This window comes from Leucobacter sp. NPDC077196 (genome assembly GCF_040687075.1).
GTDB lineage: Bacteria > Actinomycetota > Actinomycetes > Actinomycetales > Microbacteriaceae > Leucobacter.
Genome location: NZ_JBFBML010000001.1, coordinates 727,457 through 751,686 on the forward strand (window position 1 = coordinate 727,457; position 24,230 = coordinate 751,686).

The window sequence follows — 24,230 nt, forward strand, 5'->3', positions numbered from 1 at the left end:
CAGTCAGCTTAGTCGGTCGGCCATCGGCGGCGCGGGCGGGCGTCGATCAGCGGAAATCGCGGGAGTTCACACCGATCGGGGCGGCGAGCGGCTCGAACGTCTGCGCGATCACGTTGACCACGCCCTCGGGCGACCGTTCGAGCACGCCGCGGATGATGAGCGCGGGTGACGCCCGGGCGACGAGTCGGTTGCGCGCCCAGACCTGCGCCCAGGTGACGATGTTGACCGTGCCCGACTCGTCTTCGAGCGTCAGGAACGTGATTCCGCTTGCGGTGCCGGGCCGCTGCCGGTGCGTGACAAGACCCGCCACTTCCACAACCGATCCCTGTGGCGTGTGCCGCGTGCGATCGGAGCGGATGATGCCGCGCACGTCGAGCCCGTCGCGCAGGAGTGCGAGCGGGTGCGTCCCGGTGGCGACGCCGGTCGTCCAGAGGTCGAGTGCAGTCTGTTCAGCGGTGCTGAGGACGGGAAGCAGCGGCGGCTGCACGTGCACCGCGATGCCGGGAAGGAACCGTTCGCGGTTGTCGGAGGCGGGGGCGGCCGCCCAGAGCGCCTCGCGGCGGTCGAGCCCGAGGCTTTCACAGGCGCCGGCGGCCGCGAGCGCCTCCAGGCGCGTGCGATCGAGATCGGCTCGTCGAGCGAGGTCGGCGAGGTCGCGAAACGGGGCTTCAGTGCGAGCGCGGGCAATGCGTTCCGCGGTGTCGCGTTCGATACCGCGGACTTCGGTGAGGCCGAGCCGCACTGCGAACGCGCCGTCTCTGCGGTGCAGGGCGCTCGTGTCGGGGGAGTCGCGCACGAACGGGCCGGGGTCCGGGTGGTGAGATGCCAGGCAATCTTCGGAGCCGGTCGGGGGTCGGCGATCCTGCGCAGCGTCGCTTGCGGATGCGAACGGCTCTGACGGCTCGAGCGGCTCGAGCGTCGAGAGCGTCTCCGAACGCTGCACATCGGGCGGGCGAACTTCGACACCGTGTCTGCGCGCATCCTCGGTGAGGGATCGCGCGTTGTAGAACCCCATGGGCTGCGCGCGCAGCAGCCCGGCGAGGAATGCGCCCGGGTAGTGCAGCTTGCACCAGGAGCTGACGTAGACGATCAGTGCGAAGCTGATCGAGTGGCTTTCGGCGAATCCGAATCCGGCGAACGCCTCGATCTGCTCGTACATGCGCGTCGCCTCGTCGCCCGTGATGCCGTTTGCGGCCATGCCCTCGAAGAGCTTGGCCTTGAGGCTGTCGATGCGCTCCTGGCCGCGCTTCGACCCCATCGAACGGCGGAGGAGATCCGCGTCTTCGCCGCTGCACCCGCCGACGGTCATCGCCATCTGCATGAGCTGCTCCTGGAAGAGCGGTACGCCGAGCGTGCGTTCGAGCACCGGCACGAGCTTCGGGTGCGGGTAGACGACGTCCTCCTGGCCGTTCTTGCGCCGGAGATACGGATGCACCGCGCCGCCCTGAATCGGGCCGGGTCTGATGAGTGCGATCTCGATGACGAGGTCGTAGAACCTGCGTGGGAGTAACCGGGGAAGCGTGTTCAGCTGGGCGCGGCTCTCGACTTGGAAGACGCCGATGGCGTCGGCCCGGCAGAGCATGTCGTACACCCCGGCCTCCTCCTTCGGCACCGTGTCGAAGGTCCACTGCTCGCCGGTCGACTGCGCGATGATGTCGAAGGTGTGCCGCAGCGCGCTGAGGATGCCGAGTCCGAGCATGTCGAACTTCACGAGACCCATGGTTTCGCACCCTTCTTTGTCCCACTGCAGCACGGTGCGGTGCTCCATGCGCGCGTGCTCAATGGGGCACACCTCGCCGACCGGACGTTCCGTGAGCACCATGCCTCCGGAGTGAATGCCGAGATGCCGCGGCGCCTTCTGAAATGCCTGGGCGAGGCGTTGCACGGAGACCGGAATCGGGCTCTCCGGATCCTCCTCGATGGTGCGATGACGCTCGAGACCGCGCGTCCACGCGCGTTGCTGGCCCGCACTGTATCCGAGCGCCTTCGCGGCGTCGCGGATCGCCGCCTTCGGCTGGTACGTGATCACGTTCGCGACCTGCGCAGCATTGCGTCGGCCGTAACGCTCGTAGACGTACTGGATGATCTCCTCGCGTCGTTCGGAATCGAAATCCACGTCGATATCGGGCTCCTCGTCGCGCAGGCTCGAGAGGAAGCGCTCGAACGGGAGCCCGTAGAAGATCGAATCGACCGACGTGATGCCGAGCACGAAGCAGACGGCGGAGTTCGCCGCCGATCCGCGCCCCTGGCACAGAATTTCTCTGCTGCGTGCTTCGCGAACGAGGTCGTGCACGATCAGGAAGTAACCCGGAAAATCCTTCTGCTCGATGACTTCGAGCTCGCGTTCGATGCGAGATCGATGGCTCTCGGGCAGTGCGGTGCCGTAACGCCGCTCGGCGCCCTCCCAGACGAGGGATCGCAGCCAGCTCATCTGCGTGTGGCCGTCTGGCACGTCGAGCCTCGGGAGTCGCGGCCGGGCCGCGCGCAGCGGGAACGCCAGTTCTGCGGCGAGCGGTACCGTGCGCGCGATGGCATCGGGGTAACTGGCGAAGCGTCGCAGCATTGCAGCGCCGCTGCGCAGGTGAGCGGCGCCGGAGGCCGGGAGGTGCGGATCGAGTTCTGCGAGGCTGCGCCGTGCCCGCACCGCCGCCATCGATTCGGCGAGCGGCGCATCGGCTGCGGTCGCGTAGTGCACGTTTCCGGTCACCAGTGTGGGAAGGCCGAGTGCGGCTGCGAGTTCGGCGAGCCGGTCGTTGCGTGGATCGTCGCCCGGGTGCCCGTGATGGCTGAGTTCGACGTGCACATTGTCGCGCCCGAAGAGCGCGGTGAGTCGGTCGAGCTCGATGAGCGCTTGCGCATCTCCCGCGGCGCGGGTGGGAGCCCCTTCGAGGGCGCGGCGCACGGAGCCCTTGCGGCAGCCGGTCAGGATCGCCCACTCTTGCCCGCCCGCAGCGGCGAGGGCTTCAAGATCGTAGACCGGCCGACCCTTTTCGCCACCTCCGAGTTGCGCCTCGGTGATGGCAGCTGCGAGCCGGTGATAGCCGCTCGCACCGCGGGCGAGTACGAGCAGGTGCGTGCCCATGGGATCCGCGGCTCCCAGTTGAGGCGCATCGAGGCCGAGTGAGAGTTCGGCGCCGTACACCGTGAGCGGGGTCGTGTCGGGGGACTGTCGAGCACGAGCGTCGGCGGCGTCGGCGAAGGCTGCGGCGCCGTAGAAACCATCATGGTCGGTGAGGGCAATGCCCGAGAGTCGCAGGCGGGCGGCCTCGTCGATGAGCTGCTCGGGGGAGGACGCCCCGTCGAGAAAGCTGAAGTGCGAGTGGGCGTGGAGCTCGGCATAGGGCACGACCGAGTCGGTGCTCGGCGCAGCACGGGCGGTCGGCTCGGCGGGGGCCGCTCCCGCATCCTCGTCGCTGCCGACCGAGTCGGGGGCGCGACCGGAGAGTCGTCGTTCGAACTCGTTCCATGAGAGCGAAGAATTACTCCAACGCATGAGACCTCCAAACACAGATGGATCGGGCAGGGTTTCGGGATGTTTGAGTCATCGGCGAATCAGTCGTAGCGACCCTCTGCCGCCCACACCCCAGTGCTGAAGATCAGTAACCAGGCGTCCCCATCGGCGAGCTGCACCTGCACGCGGAAGCGAGCGGGAGCCCCCTCCCACCACCGTTCCCGCACTGCCCAAGGCGGCGACCATGCCGCTACGGGCGCGTCGAACTCGGTCGCGGCCACACGCAAGCGCGCGGGATCTGCGGACAGGAGGTCGTCTGCATCGATGTTCACGGGGGCGCCGGAAGTGTCGAGAAGTGCTGCCGGAATCACCTCGGGGAATACGCTGCTGGGCGCCGGGCCGGTCAGCGCTCCTGGCCACGGACCCGAAGCGGAGGCGCGCGCGTGTGCGCGTTCGACGCGCGTGGTGCTCCAAGGAACAAATCGCTGGCGATCCGAGAGGAGGCGCCCGCCCGCGAGCGCGACTGTTCCGACACCTGTATGGCCGAGGCGGCTCTGCGCCCGACTGAGATGGTGATGCACGCGCTCGTCGGGCTCCGTGCTCCACAGGCCGGGTTCGTGAGCTGCGACATGATCGGTCTGTACCGGAGTGATGCGCACTCTCGTGACGCCCGCACCGCCGCGCTCGGTCTGCTGTGCCGTTGCAGCAGCCTGCCAACGGATACGACCCACGGTGTCGGCCGCCGTGAAATGCCGCGGATGGGCCCATTCGCGCTCGTGCTGTGCGCCGACATCGTCGGTGAGTTCGACGCGCAAGGCGGTGCACACCAGGCGGTCTTCCGTCAGACCGCCGATGAACCGTTCCGCCAATGCGCTGCACGCGAAGGCCAGGTGGTCGGCCGCGTCGATCGGTGTATCGAATGACAGTTCCACCGAGAGCTCGCGAACCGGTTGTCGTGGGCGCACCTCGGCGCCGTGACCGGCTCCGGAGGCAGATGCGCGACGGTGCGCAGCCAGACCCTGGGGTCCAAAACGCTGGCGAACTGCATCCTCCGGGAGCGCGGCAAACGCGCCGAGCGTGCGTATGCCGAGCCCCTGCAGGGTTTCCGCAAGCCTCGCATCCATGGCTCGAGCAACCGGGAGCGGGGAGAGGAAAGCGGGAGAAGCGCCGGGCTCGACGATGCGGAGCCCTTCTGCTGGAGCGGATATGCCCGGGTCGGTCGATGCTGAGCGCGCCACCTGCTCGGCCGTGAACCGACCGTCCGCGATCCCGACTCGGGTGTCGGGAAGACCCAACTCGTCAGCGAGCCGCAGTACCGCTGCTCCGGCGGGGACTTCTCCGCCGTAGTAGCGCGATGGCCCTCGGGCGCGCATGGCGCAGAGCCCGGGACGCACCACCTCGACGCCGGGCACGAGCTGTTCGAGTGCTGCTGCAATGGGGGCGAACCGTCGTTCGTCGGTCTCGGGGTGGTGCGGGTACACGGCGAGTTCGGGGCAGCGCGTCTGTGCTTCACGTTCCCTGAGCCCGGTGCGGACGCCCTCCCGGCGCGCAGCTGCTGAACAGGCGATGACCACGCGATTGGCGATGAGCGCGAGCGGGGCGTCGGGAGAGAGCCCGTCGGCTCCGTCGTCGCGCAGGAGTGCGTGCACGGGCCAATCGGGAACCCAGAAGACGAGAGTGCGCTCTGCGGTCATCGCGGACCCAGGCGTCTGACCGGTGCGGTGCCTGGGGCGACGACGGCGCCGTGCTCGAACTGCACGGTGTGCCGCCTCGCACCGAGGCGATCCTGCGATTGAACCACCAACTCGCGGTTCGCGAGCACCCCGTGACCGCGACCCAGGCCACTCCACCGCGACGCAGTGACACGCCACGTGGATTCGGGTCGCGGCCATTCACCGGCGACGACCAATGCGGCGTCGTGCTCGCGCAGACGTGCTGAGATGCGCTCCGCCTCGCCGGGGCTCGGTCGAGTGGTCGGGGTCAACAGCACGACCGTGAGCACTTCGGCGAGTGCTCCGGTGAGTCCCATCGCATCTTCGCCGGGGTTCGGAATCACGACGCATCGGTCGAGTGCGATGCCGAGCGCCGCAGCGGCTTCGGCGCCGAACGACGGATCGCCGATCACCCCGCACCAAGCCCCCGATGCCGATGCCTCTGCGAGCATTGCGAGCGCCAACTGCCGTGACCCCTGTACGGCATAGCTCGCTCCCATCCGCAGTGATCCGCCGGGCAGTAGCGGCCGCAAGCCCTCCAATGTGGGGAGTACGCGAGCGTCGAGCCGCAGCGGCTGCATCTCGGAGATGCGCTGCTGCAGCGAGCGGACGGTCGCGGGGGAGTTCATGCAGGTATATTCGAACATATGTTCGAATAAGTCAATCTCGGATTCGCTGGCGCGTCGCGCTGGCCGGACCGCTCGAATCCCGCTGCGCAGACGGCGTAGGATGGAGGGGATGAACGAGGACGAGCTAGACGATTACGAGCGCGAAGCCGAACTGTCGCTGTTTCGCGAGTACCGCGACATCGCGAGCCAGTTTCGCTACGTCGTCGAGACCGAACGACGTTTCTACCTTGCGAACGATGTTGATCTGAAGCGTCAGGACGCGGGAAGCGATTTCTACTTCGAGCTCTCCATGACCGATGTCTGGGTGTGGGACGTGTACCGCGCTGATCGCTTCGTGAAGTCGGTGCGGGTGCTCACGTTCAAAGACGTCAATGTCGAGGAGCTCTCTGCCCGCGAGTTCTCCCTGCCGCAAGAGCTCGCGCTCGACGAGTAGCTTCGTCAGGAGCGTTTTCCGCTCACACAGTGCGCAGTGCAGCGCGCACCACCGACTTCTCCACATTGCGAGTAAAGCCGCTCCGCAGCCCCTCCTTTCAGCCCATGCTGGGACGCCAGGAGGTGCATCATGGAGCGCACAACGCTACACACTGGCGGCACGGCAAAAGACGTCGACGACGGGGAGGCGCATTCCCGCAACCAGACGCTCGGGGCGCGCGGCGAAACGATCGCGGGCGCGTACCTCGAAGGGCTCGGGTGCCGCGTTCTCGACCGGAACTGGCGAAATCGATATGGAGAGCTCGACCTCGTTGTCTCTGACCACGGCGTCGTCGTCGCGGTAGAGGTCAAGACTCGCAGCGGGGCCGGGTACGGCAGTCCGCTCGAAGCCATCACCGCACGCAAGACGGCGCGGTTGCGTCGCCTGCTGCTGGACTGGGCGCGAGCGCATCCGCATTCGGGATCGGGCCTTCGCGTCGACGCGATCGGCATCGTTCTCCGTTCTGGAGCGTCTCCGCGCATCGACCATGTTCGGGGAATCTCGTGAGCGGGGTCGTATGTCGGGCAGCGTCCATTGCGCTCACGGGGCTCCACGGCACCACGGTGATGGTCGAATCCGCCATTTCGCAGCAGCTGCCGGGAATCGCGATCATCGGCCTTCCCGACACATCGCTGACCGAAGCGAAGCTGCGTGTGCGCACGGCGACCGCCCAGGCAGGGATGCCGCTTTCCGATCGTTTCATCACGGTGAATCTGGCACCCGCATCGCTCCCCAAGCACGGCTCGGGATTCGATCTGGCGATCGCGCTCGCCGCGCTCGCCGCATCCAGGCACCTCCCTGCGACCGGCCTTGCCGACGTCGTGCACCTGGGAGAGTTGGCGCTCGACGGAGCGCTGCGCCGACCGGCCGGCCTGCTCTCCTCGGTGGCGGCGGCACGGGCGCTGGGATTCGCGCGGGTCATGGTGCCCGAAGCGTGCTCGGCAGAGGCGGCTCTCGTGCCAGGCATCGAGGTCATCGCGGTACCCGACCTCGCGGGTGCTGTCGCCTGGTATCGCGGCGATCGAGATCGTGGGCGCATGATTCATGCATCAGCTCCGGCAGCTGCGCCGGGTGAAGCCGGCTTCCCGGGCTCGGCAGTCGATATGGACGAGGTGGTGGGGCAGCCGGAAGCGGTTGAGGCCATGGTGGTCGCGGCCGCAGGCAGACATCACGTGTCACTGCTCGGACCGCCTGGGGCGGGAAAAACGCTGCTCGCGACGCGTCTGCCGACGCTGCTTCCCGAACTCGACGACGACGCGGCGCTTGAAGCCAGCAGCATTGCCTCGCTCGGAGGATCGCCGTTGCTCCGGCTCGTGCGTCGGCCCCCGTTCGAGAGTCCGCACCATACGGCGTCGGCGGCATCCATCATCGGGGGTGGCCAGGGAATCGAAGTGCGCCCGGGCGCCATCACGCGCGCGTGCCATGGCGTCCTATTTCTCGACGAGGCGCCCGAGTTTCCGCGAACGGTGCTCGATGCGTTGCGGCAGCCGCTCGAGACCGGGAAAATTGAGATCCACCGCTCCCGCATCCGCACGGTACTCCCCGCACGCGTGCAGCTCGTGCTCGCTGCGAATCCGTGCCCCTGCGGAAACGCGGGCTCGCCCGACACCGCGGTGAGATGCACCTGCACGCCGCGCGTTCGGGTGGGGTATCGGCAGCGCATCTCCGGGCCGCTCTCAGATCGGATCGACCTGCGACTGTCGTTGCACCGGGTGTCGAAGGTGCTGCTCGATGATCCCCACGAACGCCGGGTCACAAGTTCTCAACTGCGCGAGCGCGTGGTCGAAGCTCGAGCCGTCGCCGCGGAGCGCTGGGCCGGCACCGGGTGGACCGTGAACGCCGAGGTGCCCGGAAGCTGGCTGCGCAGCGCGCGACTGCGCCTGCCGCGCGCCGACACCGCGGTGATCGACCATGCGCTGGCACGTGGAGCGTTGACGCTGAGGGGCTACGACCGGGTGCTGCGCGTCGCGTGGACGGTGAGCGACCTCGCTGGCGTCGAGCGACCGCGCCGAGCGGAAGTTGCGCAAGCGCTCGCCTTGCGCGGGGGTGATTCAGCGTGAACGCGAAGCGACCGCGCATCCGCCCCGATGCGAAAGAACGGGCGGCGCTCACCCAGCTCTCCCCGAACGCCGAGTCGAGCTTGGAGCAAGCCCGTGAAGGTGAGGCCGGGGTGGCGACCGGACTCGACGTGCTGTATGCCAGGGCCGTGTGGTCGAGGCTGATCGAACCGGGCGATGCGGTGGCCGGGGCCCTCATCGGCGCACTGGGCGCATCGTCGGTACTGGAGATGCTCGCAGATGTCGACGCGCCTCAGCAGCTCGAGACGTCTGCGGCGGCTGCTGGAGTCGATCTGAATCGCCGCACCCTTGCGGCGGCGGTTGCTCGCTGGCGTCACCGTCTCGACCGAGCTGCAACCGCAGCGGATCTCGACCGGGCGATCGCCTCGGGGCTGCAGCTGATCGGTCCCGAATGCTCGTTGTGGCCCGCGGCGCTGAACGATTTGGGTGTCCATGCTCCGCAGCTGCTCTGGGTGCGCGGCGAAGCAGCGTTCCTCGGTCTGCCTTCGCTCGCCGTCGTCGGTGCGCGCGCCTGCACGGGGTACGGGGCTAACGTGACGGCAGAGCTCGTGGACTCCGCCGGCACTGCCGGAATTGCGATCGTCTCAGGTGCGGCGTACGGCATCGATGCGGTGGCGCACCGTGCTGCGCTCGCATCGGGTGCGCCCACCGTCGCCGTCCTCGCGGGCGGAGCCGACCGCGCCTACCCCGCTGCGCACGAATCGCTGCTCGATCGCATTGCGGGCGCGGGAGCAGTGTGCTCAGAAATGGTACCGGGGGCCGCCCCCACGCGGTGGCGGTTTCTCCAGCGCAATCGGTCAATCGCTGCTCTCGCCACGGCTACGCTCGTGACCGAGGCAGGCACGCGATCCGGATCGCTCAATACGGCGGGTCACGCGGCTGAACTGGGACGGGATCTCGGGGCGGTGCCCGGGCCGGTCACCAGTGCGGCGTCGGCCGGTTGCCATCGGCTCATACGCGAATACGGAGCAACGCTCGTTTCGAATTCAGACGAGCTTCGCGAGTTTCTCGGTCTCGACGACGCCGCGGGGCAGTTGATCGACGGGATCGTCGACCGTCAATCGGCGTCGCACCGGCGGGTGCTCGACGCACTGCCGCTGCGCGGAATCCGAAGCGCCGGAGAGGTCGCGCTCGCCGCCGGTCTCGGTACCGAGGAGGCTCGCGGGGTGCTGGCCGAACTCGAGATGCTGGGATGCGTCGCTCGTGCAGGGGTTCCCGGAGATCTCGCGCGCTGGCGTCTGGTGCGACGCGAGTGAGCGCATTGAGCGGATCGTGGAGTGCGGCATCGTGCGGCCCGAGCGATTCGGGAAGTAGTGGAGCATTGGGCCAGAGTCAGGCTGCGAGAAGCGGATTGCGCTGCGCCCACTTGGTCGCCTCGCTCTCCGGCAGCACGACGAGCCCTCTCGGCGTGTACGAGATCGCCAGCAGCGCCTTGATCCACGTCGGATTGAGCTGCGGTGCCTTTCCGCCGCTGAAGCGGAAGGCGATCGGAGAATGCTCCGAGACCCAGATCTCGTGTCGACCGCTGCCACGGCTCGCGTCGACCGCCCAACTCAAGAAGAAGCCCTCGTGTTTTGCGAGCTTCATGCCGATCACTGTTCTCAAGTGAGCGAGGGTGCGATCTTCGAATTCGTACTCACGACCACCATGCACGACGTATCCCATACAAAAAGTATGACATAATTTATGTAATACAAGAACATGATTGCGTGGAGTGTGCAGGTCGGGCATGTCGAGTAGCCATCTGTTCCTGAAGCGGGGCGGAGTCGGTTGGTGCGTGTCGCGCTGAGATGGGCCATACAATCGCTGAGGGGATTCAGGGTCGCCGTGCTACGCGGGGCCGAAGTGGAATGATCGTGAGGACGATCGGATGATCGTTGGAGAGGCCGCAATGGATCGCGATGCCGAGATGTTCCGCTATCTCGTGGAGGCCGTGCAAGATTATTCGATCTACCTGCTCTCACCCGGCGGTCTCGTGACGAGTTGGAACTCCGGCGCAGAACGCATCAAGGGATACCAGCGCAGCGAGATCGTGGGAAAGTCGTTCGAGACCTTCTTCACGGGGGATGACCGCGCCGACGGTCTACCCGACAGAATTCTCGCAATCGCGAAGCGGGATGGTCGCCTGGAGACGGAGGGGTGGCGCGTTCGCAAAGACGGCTCGCAGTTCTGGGCCCACGTCACCGTGAACGCGGTGCGCAACGATCAAGACGTGGTGATCGGCTTCGCGAAGATCACGCGCGACGTTACCGTGGCGCGTGAAGCTTCGAACGCACTGCGACGCGCAGCTTCCACGGACCCACTCACGGGAATGTGGAACCGATCGGCGTTTCTCTCGGAGCTCGCGCAGTGGTCTGCGGATGCCGCACCGTTCGCAGTCGCGATCATCGACCTCAACGATTTCAAACGGATCAACGACACACTCGGGCACGCTGCAGGCGACGAACTTCTGCGCGCCACCGCAGAGAACCTACACCGCAGGGAAGACCTCGGAATCGTGACCGCACGACTGGGCGGCGATGAGTTCGCGGCTGCGGCTCTGACACCTGATGCGCGGGCGGTCGACGACTTCGTTGCAGGTGTGACCGCGGCGATGAGCGAGCCGGTGCGCTTCCACGGAAAGTCGAGAATCGTTTCCGCCAGCATCGGCATCGCCGGGTTCCCGGGAGACGCGAGCGACATCTCCGAGCTGCTGGTGCGCGCCGACGCGGCGATGTACGACGCCAAAGAGCGTGGGGCGAGCGAGGCGATGCGCTATCGCGAGGGCTTGCTCGAGCACTCGGCGTCACGCCGGTTCCTCGGCCGCCAGATCATCGGAGCCATCGAGCGTGACGAATTCACGCTGCTCTACCAGCCGCAATCCTCGCTGAAGGATGAGGCGGTCGTGGGCTGGGAAGCGCTCGTGCGCTGGGAGCACCCGATTCTCGGACTGCTGCACCCCGGGGAGTTCATTCCCATTGCCGAGGCGAATGGAACCATCGTGCAGTTGGGTGAATGGGTGCTGCGGCGCGCGTGTTCGGATGCAGCTGGGTGGCAGGATCGGGCCCGCGTCGCTGTGAACGTATCTGCCGCTCAACTCACCGATGAGCAGTTTCTCGCTGCGGTGAGGCGCGCGCTGTCGGAAAGCGGATTGACCCCCAGCCGACTCGAACTGGAGATCACCGAGTCGACGTTGATCTCTCATCGTCGGGAGGTCATCGCGACGTTCGAGGAACTGCAGCGACTCGGCGTGCTCATCGCGCTCGACGATTTCGGCACCGGGTTCTCGTCGTTGGACACCCTGCTGTCATTCGGCTTCGATCGGGTGAAGATCGACCGCTCCGTGCTCTACGAGAGTTTGCAGCCGTCTCGCACCCGCGATGTACTCCGGGCGATTCTGGCGCTCGGCCACGCGCTCACGGCCACCGTGCTGGTCGAAGGCGTCGAGACGGAGCAGCAGCGCGAGATACTCAAGCTCGAAGGCTTCGACGAGATCCAGGGTTTTCTCACTGGCCGGCCGGGCGCCGGCCCCGCGGTGCTCTCGCAAAGCGAACGCATGCGTGCGGCTTCGCCAACGGGGGGCGCAGTGCAGACCGGGCCTGAAACTGATCAGATCTTGCTGCCCCGCCGGTGAGTACGGGGCCGACGGCGTCCTGACCAGCAAATGCGCGAGAATGGGTACATGCGATTGTCCACCGCCGTCGAGCGGTTTCTCACGACGGTGCAGCTGGAGTACGGGTACTCGGAGCACACGGTTCGCGCCTACCAGCGCGATCTCGCATGGTTCGTCACTTTTGCTGAAGAATCGAGACGCGAGCAATTGGACGCCTGCGATATCGAACTCATGCGTGAGTGGTTGTGGCAGCGGCAGCAGCAGGGACTTGCCGCCACGACCATCGCGCGCAACGTGGCGACATTGAAGTCGTTCGGAACTTGGCTCGAGCGCTCCCGTCTCGTGCCGGGCAATCCGGCGTCACGGTTGCGTGCGCCGAAGGCGGGGCGTGAGCTGCCCCGGGTGCTGGCTGATGAGCAGATGCGCCGACTGCTCGCACGCGTCGAGGCGCGCGCGACCCCGGATCAGCCCGAATCGCTGCGCGACCATGCCGTATTCGAGTTGTTGTACGCGGCAGCGCTGCGGGTCTCCGAGCTGTGCTCGTTGCCGGTGACGGGCGTCGACACGGCTGGCCGCACGGTCCGGGTGCTGGGGAAGGGCAATAAGGAGCGGGTGGTGCCCTATGGGGGGCCGGCAGCGCGGGCGCTCGACACGTATATGGCCCTCGCCCGCCCGCAGTTGCTCGTCCGTGCGGCCGCAGCTGCGCCTGCATCCTCTGGGCGGGTTGATCACGGGGCTCTGTTCGCGGGGAACAGCGGCGGGCGCTTGGGCGTCAATGCGGTGTATCGAATGGTGGCGAGAGAGCTCGGGGAGGAACCGGGCGGGGGTCCGAAAGGTCCGCACACGTTTCGTCACACTGCGGCGACTCATCTGCTCAACGGGGGAGCGGACCTGCGAGTGGTGCAGGAGATGCTGGGGCACTCGAGCCTGTCGAGCACGCAGGTGTACACGCACGTCTCGACCGAGCGCTTGGCCCAGAGCTATCGGCAGGCGCACCCGCGCGCCTGAGCGCCGGCCATCGGAAGCTCACCACGGCAGTAGTACTGGTCGTGCGACGAAATAGCGCATTGGATTCACATATGCATCGTCGACGCGGACTCCGAGGTGCACGCATCGCTTTTCGCAGTGCCCGCCCTCGCCCACGGTGCCGATGACCGAGCCGATGCCGATCGTGTCGCCCCGCTGCAACGCGCTGCTGACGGGTTCGATCGAGTACACCGTGTGCGCATCCACGCGCACGGAGATCACCGGCCGATCGACGACCGATCCGACGAAACTCACCACCCCTCCTGCCGGGGCCCGAAGAGACGCCCCCGGCTCTGCTGCGAGATCGATGCCTCGATGGCCTGCGCCGTAGGCGTGTGGGGGAGCGCGGAAGGGCTCGACGAGCGCGAGGCCCGCTTCCAGCGGCGGCAGCCAGCGTTCGGGAGGGCGCTGGGTCGCGAATGCTGTTGACGCGTCAGTGGCTATGAGCCACAGCACCAAGCTGAGCGTCACGCCGCGGGCCAGCGCGTTCGGTTTCGATCGTACGTTCATGGAGCGATCGTGACATCGCGGGCGTCGTGGTGAGGCTCAATCTGCAAGATGGTGGAAACGGGTGGGTGATCCGCCTTGATTCCGTCTTGTGGGCGGACGAAATCGGGGTCCCGCTGGTGTACACTGGTCCAGCACCTTGTGAGAGGTGACTTCGCGTGCCCACGCATCGGAGTGACGCCAACGGTCCGTGTTCGTCTTGAGCACGGCGGCTGATCCCGAGGGCACCAGGATCTGGTCGCGATCGCGACCGATGACAACCGTAATAGGCGCGCCCGCGAGGGTGCGCAGAACAGGAGGACGGCAATGGCCGTCGTTACCATGCGCCAGCTGCTCGACAGCGGCGTTCACTTCGGACACCAGACCCGCCGTTGGAACCCGAAGATGAAGCGCTTCATCTTCACCGAGCGCTCGGGCATCTACATCATCGATCTGCAGCAGTCGCTCGGATACATCGATGCTGCGTACGAGTTCGTGAAGCAGACCGTTGCCCGTGGCGGCAACATCCTCTTCGTCGGCACCAAGAAGCAGGCGCAGGAGGCCATCGCCGAGCAGGCGACCCGTGTCAACCAGCCCTACGTGAACCAGCGCTGGCTGGGCGGACTCCTCACCAACTTCCAGACGGTCACCGGTCGGCTGGAGCGCATGAAGGAGCTCGAGCAGCTCGACTTCGAGGGCACGACGAGCGGCTTCACGAAGAAGGAGCTCCTCCTCAAGAAGCGCGAACTCGAGAAGCTGCAGAAGTCGCTCGGCGGAATCCGCCACATGGGCAAGACCCCCTCGGCTCTCTGGGTGGTCGACACCAAGAAGGAGCACCTCGCGATCGACGAGGCGAAGAAGCTCGGGATCCCCGTGATCGCGATCCTCGACACCAACTGCGATCCCGACGAGGTCACCTACCCGATTCCGGGCAACGACGACGCGATCCGCTCGGTCGCGCTGCTCACCCGCGTCATCGCCGATGCTGCTGCTGAGGGCCTCATGGAGCGCCACCAGAAGCCGTCCGAGGGCTCTGAGCAGGCCGCTGAGCCGCTCGCCGAGTGGGAGGTCGAGCTGCTCGGCACCGACGCTCCCGTCGCAGAGGCGCCGGCCGCCGACGCTGCCGCTGCTGAGGAGGCACCTGCTGCTGAGGAGGCACCTGCCGCTGCAGAGGCACCCGCAGCGGAAGAGGCACCGGCCGAGGCCGCTGCCGAGACCCCGGCCGCAGAATAATCTCTGACCGTTCACCGAACGACCACTGAAGGAGTCACACATGGCTGCAGTAAGCATGGCCGCTGTGAAGGAGCTGCGCGATCGCCTCGGCGCCGGCATGCTCGACAGCAAGAACGCGCTCATCGAGGCTGACGGAGACGTCGAGAAGGCCATCGAGATCCTGCGTCTCAAGGGCCTCAAGGGCGTCGCCAAGCGCGGCGACCGCGAGGCGAGCGAAGGCCTCGTCGCCGTTCGACAGACCGAGGGTGCCGCAACGATGATCGAGCTCGTCTGCGAGACCGACTTCGTTGCGAAGAACGAGAAGTTCATCGCACTCGCTGATCGCGTCCTCGACGCCGTCGTCGCAGCGAAGGCCTCGTCCGTGGAGGAAGCCCTTGCGGCTCCCGCCGAGGGCAAGACTGTCGCGGACGTCATCACCGAGGAAGCCGCCATCATCGGCGAGCGCATCGAAGTTCGCAAGCTGTCGCGCGTGGAGGCACCCGCAACGTCGGTGTACCTGCACCAGACCTCGAAGGATCTGCCGCCGCAGATCGGCGTGGTCGTCGGCTACGAGGGTGATGACGCCGATGCTGCACTCAGCATCGCGCGGCACATCTCCTTCGCGGATCCCCTGTACCTGAGCCGCGAGGACGTGCCCGAGGCCGACGTGGACAAGGAGCGCGCACTCGTTACGGAAATCTCCAAGAACGAGGGCAAGCCCGAGGCCGCACTGCCGAAGATCGTGGAGGGGCGCCTGACCGCGTTCTTCAAGCAGGTCGCGCTCAACGAACAGGTTCACGCGCTCGACGCTGACAAGCGCGAGGTGAAGAAGGTCGCGGAAGCTGCCGGAATCACCGTCACCGGCTTCGCACGCAGCAAGGTCGGCGCTTAGCCACTCACACCGGGACCCGGGCCATTCGGCTCGGGTCCCGTGCTGTGTCCGCACTACTATGGGCTCCGGGTGCAACCGGGGCCCGATGACGCTCAGCCGTCCACGTTCGACTCAAGGAGATACCCCACATGACGAAGACCGCCGATCGTAAGCGCCGAGTACTGCTCAAGCTCTCGGGGGAGGCCTTCGGCGGGGGAACGCTGGGTGTCAATCCCGACGTCGTCAGTCAGATCGCCCGGGAGATCGCCGCGGCTATGGAGGACGCAGAGGTCGCGGTGGTGGTCGGCGGCGGGAATTTCTTCCGCGGCGCCGAGTTGTCGCAGCGCGGCATGGATCGGGCCCGTGCCGACTACATGGGCATGCTCGGCACCGTGATGAACGCGCTGGCACTTCAAGACTTCCTCGAGCAAGCGGGCGTCGAGACCCGAGTGCAGTCGGCCATCACGATGACGCAGGTCGCCGAGACGTATATTCCGCTGCGCGCCATTCGTCATCTCGAGAAGGGGCGCGTGGTGATTTTCGGCGCCGGTGCCGGTCTGCCCTACTTCTCGACGGACACCGTCGCAGCGCAGCGCGCCCTTGAGATCCAGGCCGATCAGGTGCTCGTCGCCAAGAACGGCGTCGACGGCGTCTACACGGCCGATCCGCGTCTGGATCAGAATGCGACGCTGATCGAGAAGATCACGTATAACGATGCACTCGTTCGCGGGCTGAAGGTCGTCGATTCGACATCGTTCAGCCTGTGCATGGACAACCGCATGCCGATGCGCGTCTTCGGCATGGAGCCCGCGGGCAATGTCACCGCGGCCTTGCGCGGCGCGGAGCTCGGCACACTCGTTCACGCCTGACACCGGCCTCGCGGGCCGTGCCCGCTAAGCTGGAATTCCGAGCGTTTTCACTAAGGAGTACACCGTGATCGAAGAAGTCTTCGCCGACGTCAAGGACCGCATGAGCCGCGTGGTCGAATCTGCGAAGGAGAGCTTCGCCACGGTTCGTACGGGACGTGCGAACCCGTCGTTGCTGCAGAACGTCCAGGTCGATTACTACGGTACGCCCACGCCCCTGTCGCAGCTCGCATCCGTGCAGAACCAGGATGCTCGAAGCCTGCTCGTGACCCCGTACGACAAAGGTGCGATGAAGGGCATCGAGCAAGCCATTCGAGATATGCCGAATCTTGGCGCGAACCCGTCGAACGACGGCACCGTCATTCGTCTATCGCTGCCTGAGCTCACGACCGAGCGCCGTAAGGAGTTCGTCAAGATCGTGAAGAGCAAGGCAGAGGATGCTCGGGTCGCGGTGCGCAACGTGCGCCGCTCGGGTAAGGATGATCTGGACGCGCTGAAGAGCGACGTCGGCGAGGATGACATCGCTCGCGCCGAGAAGGAACTCGAAGCGGTCACCAAGCAGTTCATCGAGCAGATCGATGAAGCCTCCAAGCGCAAAGAAGCCGAGTTGCTGGAGGTCTGATCCGGATGGCGGGCTCGGAGAAACGCGACGAGATTCGGAGCGCGCTCGAATCGACTCGCGCGCAGCTCGAGGCGACGAATGCTCGTATCGAAGCGCGGGCCGGCCGCAACCTCGCCTTCGCTATTGCATCGGGCGTGATCCTCGGGGGCGTTTTCCTGGCGAGTCTGCTGCTCGTGAAGCAGATATTTGTGGTGCTCGTCGCCATTCTGGTGGGAATCGCTCTCGTTGAGCTCGCCTCTGCCTTCCGTGTTGCCGGGCGTCGCGTTCCGCGCATCGGCGTCGTCGTGGCGGGGCTCATCGTGGTCGCCGGCGCTGCCTTCTGGGGTGCCGAGGGCATGCTGCTGGGTCTCTTCGCGGGTTCATTGCTCCTGATCGTGTGGCGTCTCGTCGAGGGGCTCGTGCCGCGCTGGGAGGCCCCGGCTCGAACGCTCATGCGTGATGTGTTCTCCGGCTGGTTCACGCTCGTCTATGTGGGGTTTCTGGCGTCGTTCACGGTGCTGCTGGTGCTCGCGGATCACGGGGAGTGGTGGGTCTTCGCGCTCGTGCTCGTTGTCGTGTCGGTGGATGTCGGGGCGTACGCCGCAGGGGTGACATTGGGCAAACACAAGATGACCCCGCGTATCAGCCCGAACAAGACCTGGGAAGGGTTCGCCGGAGCGGCCGTTGTTGCTGCCGGCGCTGGTGTGCTGGTATCGATTCTCGCCCTCGGGCAACCATGGTGGGTCGGCATTATCATCGGCATCGTGGTGCTGTTCACCGCCACCGGTGGAGATCTCACCGAGTCCCTGATCAAACGCAACTTGGGTGTGAAAGATATGAGTTCTTGGATTCCCGGCCACGGCGGCTTTCTGGACCGCCTCGATTCGCTGCTGCCGTCCGCGGTGGGCGTCTACGGTGTGGCGCTGGCGCTGGGGGTGGTGTGATGCCGCGGCGTTCTCAGCGGTCGGACACGACACCCGTGCAGAATGGACGGGTGCACACGTCATTCCCGCTCGCGACCGGTTCGCAGCTCGGCTATCAGCAGGAGCAGGTGGATCGCTTTCTGGAGGACGCCCGTTCAGCGTACGAGGGTGCCGGAGATGAGGCGATGACGTCGATCGCGGTTCGTCGCCGAGCCTTCCCCGTAAAACGCGGAGGATATGCGGCACGATATGTCGACGCCGCGATGGATCGCCTCGAAGAGGTGTTCTACGAGCGCGAGCGACGCGCGAGGGTGCGCGCTGCGGGGGAAGAAGCCTGGTGGGACGAAACCCGCCAGTTGCTCTCCGAGGTGCGCGGTCGCATGAATCGCCCTCGCGGCAAGCGGTTCCGCCGACGAGGTTTTTTTGCGACCGGCTATCGGCGCTCCCAGGTCGACGCCTTTCTCGACCGGGTCTCCGAAATGTTCGAGCGGCGCGAACTCGTCCTGCAACCCGCCGAAGTGCGCGACGTCGTGTTTCACTCGCAGTGGCGCGGCTATGACGAGGAACAGGTGGATGCACTGCTCGATTCCGTCGTCGAGCTGATTCTCGCTACCCGTTAGGGTGGAAATAGCTCAGCGGCACACCGCATCGGAGTTTCAGTTGTCCATTCCATCCCACCGAGATAGAATCGTTACATTGTGGCTATCGTGAAGTTTGCTCCCGTCTCCCGTTGGTCGAAGCTCCGAGCTCCGGTCGCGGTGATCGCGGTGTCCGGATTCCTGGGTGCCGCGATCGTTGCTCCGTTCGCGATGCCGAGTGCGCCCGCCGACGCCGAGACGCTCGCGTTCCAGGAGCGCATCCACCAGGAGTTCATTCCGGCTACGACCGCTGAGGCCGATCTCGTGTACACCGAAGTCGGCGTTGTGGAGCTGCCCGATCCCGAAGAGGTTCGGAAGAAGCAGGAAGCGAAGCGGGCGGCAGAGGCGGAGAAGGCTGCGAAGGAAGCCGCTGAGGCCGCTGAGGAGGCCGCCGGTGCGGGAGGTGCACCGTCGTCTGGCGATGCACCCGGCGCACCGCCGAAGTACACGGGCGGTGGCTCGCCGGCCGAATGGATGGCAGCTGCCGGGATTCCCGAATCCGACTGGGGCTACGTCGACTACATCGCGACCCGCGAGAGCACCTGGAATCCCAACGCCACGAATGCGAGTTCTGGGGCGTGCGGTCTGATTCAGGCGCTGCCGTGCAGCAAGGTTCCCGGTAACGGTTACGATCCGGTCGACAATCTCCGTTGGGCGTCGGGCTACGCTGCCGACCGATACGGCGGGTGGGCCCAGGCGTACGCGTTCTGGACCGCGAACCACTGGTGGTGATCCGGCGTCATGGCGAAGAGCCGACGCCCGAACAAGTACCAGCGCGCCGCGCTGACCCCCCAGCTCGATGTGACGCGCCTCGCGAATGGTGGGGCGCGCACTGAGACTCGGTCAGGCGCGGAATGGTTCGTGAGGGACATCCCGGCCCATCGTGCTGAGAAAGAATATCTCTGCCCGGCGTGCGGAGCTGTCGTGGCTCTGGGTCAGGCGCACGTGGTCGCTTGGAGAGCCGATGATTTCTTCGGTGACGAAGTCGCAGTGCGCAATCGCCGCCATTATCATCTGCACTGCTGGCGACTCGTGTAGTACCCCGCCCCGCATGGATCCCGTCACCGCTCCCTGAGGCGCCTGCCGGGCCGGACGGAACAGTGCCGAGTGGATCACCACAGTGTCGGGGGCGTCGCCGTCACAGGTGCGTCAACAACCGGAGATGCGGGCGTGCGAGCACTGAGGCCTGGCCCCTGGTCGGGTTGCCGACCCGCCTGGAACGCCGTCGCAGCGGCCCGGGCGCGCATGTCTGCCGCCTCATTCAGCGGGTGGCCCGCGTGACCCTTGACCCACTCGAACGAGACGTCGCGGCCCACCATTGCAGTGTCGAGGAGTTCGAGCAGCTCGCGATTGAGCACTGGCTTGCCGTCGGCCTTGCGCCACCCGCGCCGTTTCCAACCCGCCATCCACTGCGTGATCGAGTTGATCACGTACTGGCTGTCGCAGAGGATGTGCAGCGGCTCATCCGCTCGGTCTGCAGTGGCGGTGAGCAGGTCGAGCACCGCCATCAACTCACCTTGGTTGTTCGTGGCGCGCGGCCATCCGCCAGCCCGCCACTGGTCGTCGTTCATGTACCAGGCCCAGCCGGCCGGGCCTGGATTGCCAAGTGCTGAACCGTCCGCTGCTGCCGTGAGTGCCATGGATTCCATCTTGCCAGAGGCTGAGCACCGTCCCGGATAGGCTGGTGGGGTTCGACTGAATCGAAGGGTGTGTGTAGTGGTGGAGATCTCGAGTAACACGGTTCTGCAGTCGCGTCGGGAGGAAATCGAATTGCAAACGGCCGACGGGCTCACGCTGTACGGCGAGCTCGCGCTTCCGTTTGACCGAGAGCCACGCGCCACGCTCGTCACCCTGCACCCGTTGCCGACGGCCGGCGGCTTCATGGAATCTCATATTCTTCGGAAGGCGGCGAATCGGCTTCCCGAGCTGGCCGATATCGCGGTGCTTCGGTTCAATACGCGTGGCACGTCGTCGCCGCGGGGCACGAGCGAGGGCGCATTCGGGGATGGCGTCTCAGAGGAGCACGACGTGGCCGCAGCCATGGCGTTCGTAGCTGATAGAGCGCTGCCGATTCCCTGGCTGCTCGGCTGGTCGTTCGGCACGGAACTCGCGCTGAAGTACGGTCTCGCGCACCCGATCGAGGGTGCGATCCTCCTTTCACCGCCGCTGCACCGGGCGACCGCCGAAGACGTGGAGGCCTGGCAGCACGCGAAACCTGAGCTCGTCGCACTGATTCCGGAGTTCGACGACTACTTGCGTCCGGGCGAGGCAGCCGAGCGTTTCGCCAGCGTTCCACGCATGACGCTCATTCCGATCGAGGGCGGCCGACACCTGTGGGTGGGGGAGAAGCAGACTCGGCGCGTGCTCGATGAGATCGTCACCGCAGTGGGTACTGCAGCCGCTCCGCTACCCACGGAAGTGGACGAGGAGCGGCTGCAGCGCTAACCGAACTGTCTGTCGCGGCTAGGGAGTGCGCGGGCCTTCGGGTTCTGATGCCGTTTCAGTCGCCGCGTCAGCGGCAGCACTGCTCGCATCGGCTGCAGTGCCCGCATCGGCTGGTTGAAGCTCGTCGACCGGCACCGCTTCGGCGATGGGCTGTGCGACGAGTCGCCCGGCCACGGTGCTCATCTTCTGCGCATTCGTGATGACCTCGCCGAGGCTCTCGAAGTACCGGGCGACGGCGCCGCGCTCGACCTTCAGCTGCGTCATGCGATCTTCTGCTGCTGCGAGTACCTTGGTTGCGCGGTCTTCTGCCGCCGCGAAGGTCGTCTGCGCGCGCTGCTCGGCCTCCATGATGATCTCAGCGGCCTGGCGCTCCGCCGCTGCACGCACATTGCGCGCGTCCTGATTCGCTTCGGTACTGAGACGCTCATACTCATCGCGCGCGAGCTCCAACTGCGCTCTGAGTTCCGCGAGTTCGGTACGGGTGGCTTCGAGCTCGAGCTGAGCCGTTTCAGATGCGGCGCGTTGACGCTCAGCGAGGTCGCGTTCGAAGGCTTCGCGCTGCTGAGCCGCGTCAGTGCTGAAGGCGGTGCTCTCCCGTTCAATGCGCTCGGTCATCTCGCGCACGGCATCCTCGGTCTGCTCACGCAGCTGCGCGAGGCGTGCTTCCTCAGACGCGCGGTGTTCGGCGAGCTCGGCCACCGTATCGGCGCGCAGGAGGTCGGTTTCCTCGGTGACGGCAGCGCGCTTCGCTGCGACCTCCCGCTCGATCGCAGCAGACTGCTCCTCGCGTTCGCGCAGCAGATCGGCTTCGTGCTGAGCGGCAGCGGTCGCGAGTACGCGGTCGTGCTCCTCGCGCTCCCGGACGAGGTCGTCGGTGAGCCGCGCTCGTTCCCGCTCGATCTGCAGCTCGAGGGTCTCGCGCTCGAGGCCGAGAGCCTCGGCGATCTCGTCGCGCTGGATGCGCAGTCGCTCAGTTTCGGCGGCACGCTCATCGGCGAGGCGTTGTTCGTGCTCGCGGGACTGAGCGGCGAGGCGCTCCTCGTGAACGGTCGTTTCGTCCGCGATCCGGGCGGCGTGGGCCTGCTGCTCGCGATCCTGCTGACGCGCGAACGCGTCACGCGCCTCGGCCATCTCTCGCTCGTGCGCGGTGACCTCAGCGGCGATCCGCGTTCGGTGCTCATCCCACTCGGAGATCACGCGATCCTGATGGGCGGCGAGTTCTGACCCGAGACGGTCCTCGTGCGCAACGACCTCGGATGACAGGCGCGCGTCGTGAGCCGACCGCTCCGAGGAGAGTTCGCTCGAAAGCGCTGCTCGAAGCGCGTCCTGCTCCTCGGCGAGTTCGGCACGCGCCGTGGAGATCGCCATATCGTGCTCAACGCGCTCGCGCTGGATGCGGCTCTCGTGCTCCAGCAGCTCTTCTGCGAGTGCGGCATCGTGAGTTTCTCGCTCGCTCGCGATGGTGGCGCGGTGCGCCTCCAGTTCTTCGGCGATGCGCGATTCGTGAGCCGCGCGCTCCGAAGTTATCGAAGTATCGTGGGCCTCGCGCTCGGCAAGGAGATCCGCGTCGTGCTGCGTGCGCTCCTGGGTGATTGCGGCTTCGTGGGCGGTGCGCTCTGCCGTGATCGACGCCTCGTGCGCGTCGCGTTCCTGAGCCAGGCGCGATACATGGGCGGCGAGCTCGTCCGAGAGACGCACCTCTTGCCGTTGCCGTTCGTCCTCGAGACTGGCCTCGTGCGCGGCGCGCTCCTCGCGCACCGCGGCGTCGTGCGCGGCCCGTTCGGAGCGCACTGACGCCTCGTGCTCAGCTCGCTCAGCGGCAATGCGGGTCTCGTGCTCATCGCGTTCGCGAGAGATGAGATCACGGTGCTCGGCCAGCTCAGCGGCAAGAGCGGCATCGTGCGCGTCGCGCTCATTCGACAGCGTCGACTGATGCGCTGCAGCCTCGCGCGCCAGCAATTGGTCGTGGTCCTCGCGCTGCGAGGCGAGGCGCGCATCGAGTGTTGCGGCAGCCGCCGCGCGGTCCTCGGCGGCGACGGAATCGGCGCGCTGGCGCTCGCGTTCGGCCTGGGCGGCCTGTGTCGCGAGCTCGTGCTGGAGGGCTTCGCGATCCCGCGCGATATCCGCCTCGTGCTCCGCGCGCTCCTGAGCGATGCGATCGGTGTGCGTCTGCATCTCAGAGCGCAGCCGGCGCTCTTGCGAGTCGCGCTCCTGCAGCAAGGCGGCGTCGTGCTCCGCACGCTCTTGCGCGATGCGGCCGCGAAGCGTCTCGACCTCGGTGGTGAGCGCGCGACGCTGGGCGTCGATATCGGCCTCGAGCGCGCGCTGCTGCTCGGTGTAGCGCTCTTCGAGCTCGGCTTCTTCGCGCAGGCGCCGCGCTTCGAACTCTGCGCGTGCGCGCTCGCCCTCCTGCACGAGACGGGCACGCTCGAGTGCTGCCTCGCGCTCATTCTCTGCTCGTTGCCGCTCGAAGGCCTCGGCCTGCAGCTCCGTGTGTGCGCGCAGCTCGCTCGCCGCTGCGCGGGATTCGCCGGTGATGCGTTCGGCTTGCGCCTCTGCCTCTGCGAGTGCGGCCTGCGCTTCCCGATGCGCTGTCTCCCGAGCTGAGAGCGCCTCTCGCTCGGCACTACTGCGGGTCAGTTCCGCTTCGCGCCGGGCCTCGTCGAGCAGACGTTCCCGTTCGTCATTCAACGCCGCGCTCTGCGTCGCGACGTCGTTCCGCGCCCCCGTCAGAATAATCTCGGCCTGTTCCGACGCAGAGGTCAGCAGTTCATCGGCGCGATGTTGCGCCTGCGTCAGGACGCGCCGGCTCTCCTCTTCGGACGACCGACGCAGCTTCTCCGCATCGAGGTCGGCCTGAGCCATGAGCCGTTGCGCGTGATCCTCGGCAACCTGCAGGCTCTTCTCGACGCGCAGGCCGAGCCCTGAGTAGCCCGAAGCACCGAGTTCGGCCACCTGCTCTTGCAGGTCAGCGATGAGCTGGCGTTGCTCGTTGCCAGTCTGCGACGCCTGCTGGTGGGCCTGCTGCAATGATTCGAGATGCGATTGCAGCGTCGCGATGTGGCCGGTGAGCGCTCCGACGCGTTCGTCGACCTCATCACGGTTGTAGCCGCGAAATGCAGGGGAGAACTGCTGGGCTGGTTCGGACACGGGCCCTCCGGTTATCTGACGGTCGTCGCGCGCCCGAAGAGGGCAGCAGACGAGAACACAATTGCCCCCCACGATAGC

21 protein-coding genes are annotated in these 24,230 nt (G+C 66.5%); 14 read left to right on the top strand and 7 right to left on the bottom strand.

All coding sequences use genetic code 11. The features are described from left to right. Positions 1–46: 46 nt before the first annotated feature. The 3 genes from AB0O71_RS03455 to AB0O71_RS03465 are packed head-to-tail and all read right to left on the bottom strand — an operon-like array spanning position 47 to position 5,792. Positions 47–3,493 carry an error-prone DNA polymerase gene (locus tag AB0O71_RS03455; protein WP_363741989.1) on the bottom strand — a complete coding sequence of 1,149 codons (3,447 nt, stop codon included), beginning with the start codon at positions 3,491–3,493 and terminating at the stop codon, positions 47–49. A gap of 59 nt (positions 3,494–3,552) precedes the next feature. Next, positions 3,553–5,145: a DNA polymerase Y family protein gene (locus AB0O71_RS03460; protein WP_363741992.1), complete on the bottom strand. Its 1,593-nt coding sequence runs from the start codon at positions 5,143–5,145 to the stop codon at positions 3,553–3,555. Then, positions 5,142–5,792: a hypothetical protein gene (locus AB0O71_RS03465; protein ID WP_363741995.1), complete on the bottom strand. Its 651-nt coding sequence runs from the start codon at positions 5,790–5,792 to the stop codon at positions 5,142–5,144. The genes AB0O71_RS03460 and AB0O71_RS03465 overlap by 4 nt, the downstream gene beginning before the upstream one ends. Positions 5,793–5,901: 109 nt before the next feature. Between AB0O71_RS03465 and AB0O71_RS03470 the strand changes: the two genes are divergently transcribed. The 4 genes from AB0O71_RS03470 to dprA all read left to right on the top strand — a co-directional run bounded on the left by AB0O71_RS03470 (position 5,902) and on the right by dprA (position 9,598). Beyond that, positions 5,902–6,225 (top strand): DUF2469 domain-containing protein, encoded by a 324-nt coding sequence (locus AB0O71_RS03470; RefSeq protein ID WP_090148195.1) that lies wholly within the window; start codon positions 5,902–5,904, stop codon positions 6,223–6,225. A gap of 129 nt (positions 6,226–6,354) precedes the next feature. Then, on the top strand, positions 6,355–6,771 hold the full coding sequence (locus AB0O71_RS03475; protein ID WP_363741999.1) for a YraN family protein: 417 nt from the start codon (positions 6,355–6,357) through the stop codon (positions 6,769–6,771). Next, positions 6,768–8,324 (top strand): YifB family Mg chelatase-like AAA ATPase, encoded by a 1,557-nt coding sequence (locus AB0O71_RS03480; RefSeq protein WP_363742002.1) that lies wholly within the window; start codon positions 6,768–6,770, stop codon positions 8,322–8,324. Before AB0O71_RS03475 ends, AB0O71_RS03480 begins: the two co-directional genes overlap by 4 nt. Continuing rightward, a complete protein-coding gene (dprA, locus tag AB0O71_RS03485; RefSeq protein WP_363742005.1) occupies positions 8,321–9,598 on the top strand; it encodes a DNA-processing protein DprA in 1,278 nt (425 codons plus the stop codon). Before AB0O71_RS03480 ends, dprA begins: the two co-directional genes overlap by 4 nt. A gap of 76 nt (positions 9,599–9,674) precedes the next feature. On the opposite strand, the gene AB0O71_RS03490 is transcribed toward dprA, so the two are convergent. After that, complete coding sequence (locus AB0O71_RS03490; protein ID WP_363742007.1) at positions 9,675–9,929, bottom strand: hypothetical protein; 255 nt, start codon at positions 9,927–9,929, stop codon at positions 9,675–9,677. A gap of 283 nt (positions 9,930–10,212) precedes the next feature. Between AB0O71_RS03490 and AB0O71_RS03495 the strand changes: the two genes are divergently transcribed. Both AB0O71_RS03495 and AB0O71_RS03500 read left to right on the top strand, forming a co-directional pair. Further along, positions 10,213–11,955: an EAL domain-containing protein gene (locus AB0O71_RS03495; RefSeq protein ID WP_363742009.1), complete on the top strand. Its 1,743-nt coding sequence runs from the start codon at positions 10,213–10,215 to the stop codon at positions 11,953–11,955. A gap of 48 nt (positions 11,956–12,003) precedes the next feature. Beyond that, positions 12,004–12,942 (top strand): tyrosine recombinase XerC, encoded by a 939-nt coding sequence (locus tag AB0O71_RS03500; RefSeq protein WP_363742011.1) that lies wholly within the window; start codon positions 12,004–12,006, stop codon positions 12,940–12,942. 18 nt (positions 12,943–12,960) lie between these two features. Here the strand turns inward: AB0O71_RS03500 and AB0O71_RS03505 are convergent, their stop codons facing one another. Further along, a complete protein-coding gene (locus AB0O71_RS03505) occupies positions 12,961–13,470 on the bottom strand; it encodes a peptidoglycan DD-metalloendopeptidase family protein (RefSeq protein WP_363742013.1) in 510 nt (169 codons plus the stop codon). Between the two features lie 303 nt (positions 13,471–13,773). Between AB0O71_RS03505 and rpsB the strand changes: the two genes are divergently transcribed. The 7 genes from rpsB (at position 13,774) to AB0O71_RS03540 (ending at position 19,289) form a co-directional block, all read left to right on the top strand. Beyond that, positions 13,774–14,679, top strand: a complete 906-nt coding sequence (gene rpsB / locus AB0O71_RS03510; protein ID WP_363742015.1) for a 30S ribosomal protein S2 — start codon at positions 13,774–13,776, stop codon at positions 14,677–14,679. 40 nt (positions 14,680–14,719) lie between these two features. After that, on the top strand, positions 14,720–15,550 hold the full coding sequence (gene tsf, locus AB0O71_RS03515) for a translation elongation factor Ts (RefSeq protein WP_363742018.1): 831 nt from the start codon (positions 14,720–14,722) through the stop codon (positions 15,548–15,550). Between the two features lie 128 nt (positions 15,551–15,678). Then, positions 15,679–16,398 (top strand): UMP kinase, encoded by a 720-nt coding sequence (gene pyrH, locus AB0O71_RS03520; RefSeq protein ID WP_363742021.1) that lies wholly within the window; start codon positions 15,679–15,681, stop codon positions 16,396–16,398. A gap of 64 nt (positions 16,399–16,462) precedes the next feature. Further along, a complete protein-coding gene (gene frr / locus AB0O71_RS03525; protein ID WP_363742023.1) occupies positions 16,463–17,017 on the top strand; it encodes a ribosome recycling factor in 555 nt (184 codons plus the stop codon). 5 nt (positions 17,018–17,022) lie between these two features. Beyond that, a complete protein-coding gene (locus tag AB0O71_RS03530) occupies positions 17,023–17,940 on the top strand; it encodes a phosphatidate cytidylyltransferase (RefSeq protein WP_363742025.1) in 918 nt (305 codons plus the stop codon). Positions 17,941–17,990: 50 nt separating this feature from the next. Continuing rightward, positions 17,991–18,539, top strand: a complete 549-nt coding sequence (locus AB0O71_RS03535; RefSeq protein ID WP_363742027.1) for a DivIVA domain-containing protein — start codon at positions 17,991–17,993, stop codon at positions 18,537–18,539. A gap of 78 nt (positions 18,540–18,617) precedes the next feature. Next, complete coding sequence (locus tag AB0O71_RS03540) at positions 18,618–19,289, top strand: transglycosylase SLT domain-containing protein (protein WP_363742029.1); 672 nt, start codon at positions 18,618–18,620, stop codon at positions 19,287–19,289. A gap of 380 nt (positions 19,290–19,669) precedes the next feature. Here AB0O71_RS03540 and AB0O71_RS03545 read toward each other — a convergent pair whose 3' ends face one another. Continuing rightward, on the bottom strand, positions 19,670–20,197 hold the full coding sequence (locus AB0O71_RS03545; protein WP_363742031.1) for a ribonuclease H: 528 nt from the start codon (positions 20,195–20,197) through the stop codon (positions 19,670–19,672). Between the two features lie 76 nt (positions 20,198–20,273). Between AB0O71_RS03545 and AB0O71_RS03550 the strand changes: the two genes are divergently transcribed. Beyond that, positions 20,274–21,002, top strand: coding sequence for an alpha/beta hydrolase (locus AB0O71_RS03550; protein ID WP_363742033.1), 729 nt, complete (start codon positions 20,274–20,276; stop codon positions 21,000–21,002). A gap of 18 nt (positions 21,003–21,020) precedes the next feature. On the opposite strand, the gene AB0O71_RS03555 is transcribed toward AB0O71_RS03550, so the two are convergent. Then, a complete protein-coding gene (locus tag AB0O71_RS03555; protein ID WP_363742035.1) occupies positions 21,021–24,152 on the bottom strand; it encodes a hypothetical protein in 3,132 nt (1,043 codons plus the stop codon). Between the last annotated feature and the right edge of the window lie 78 nt (positions 24,153–24,230).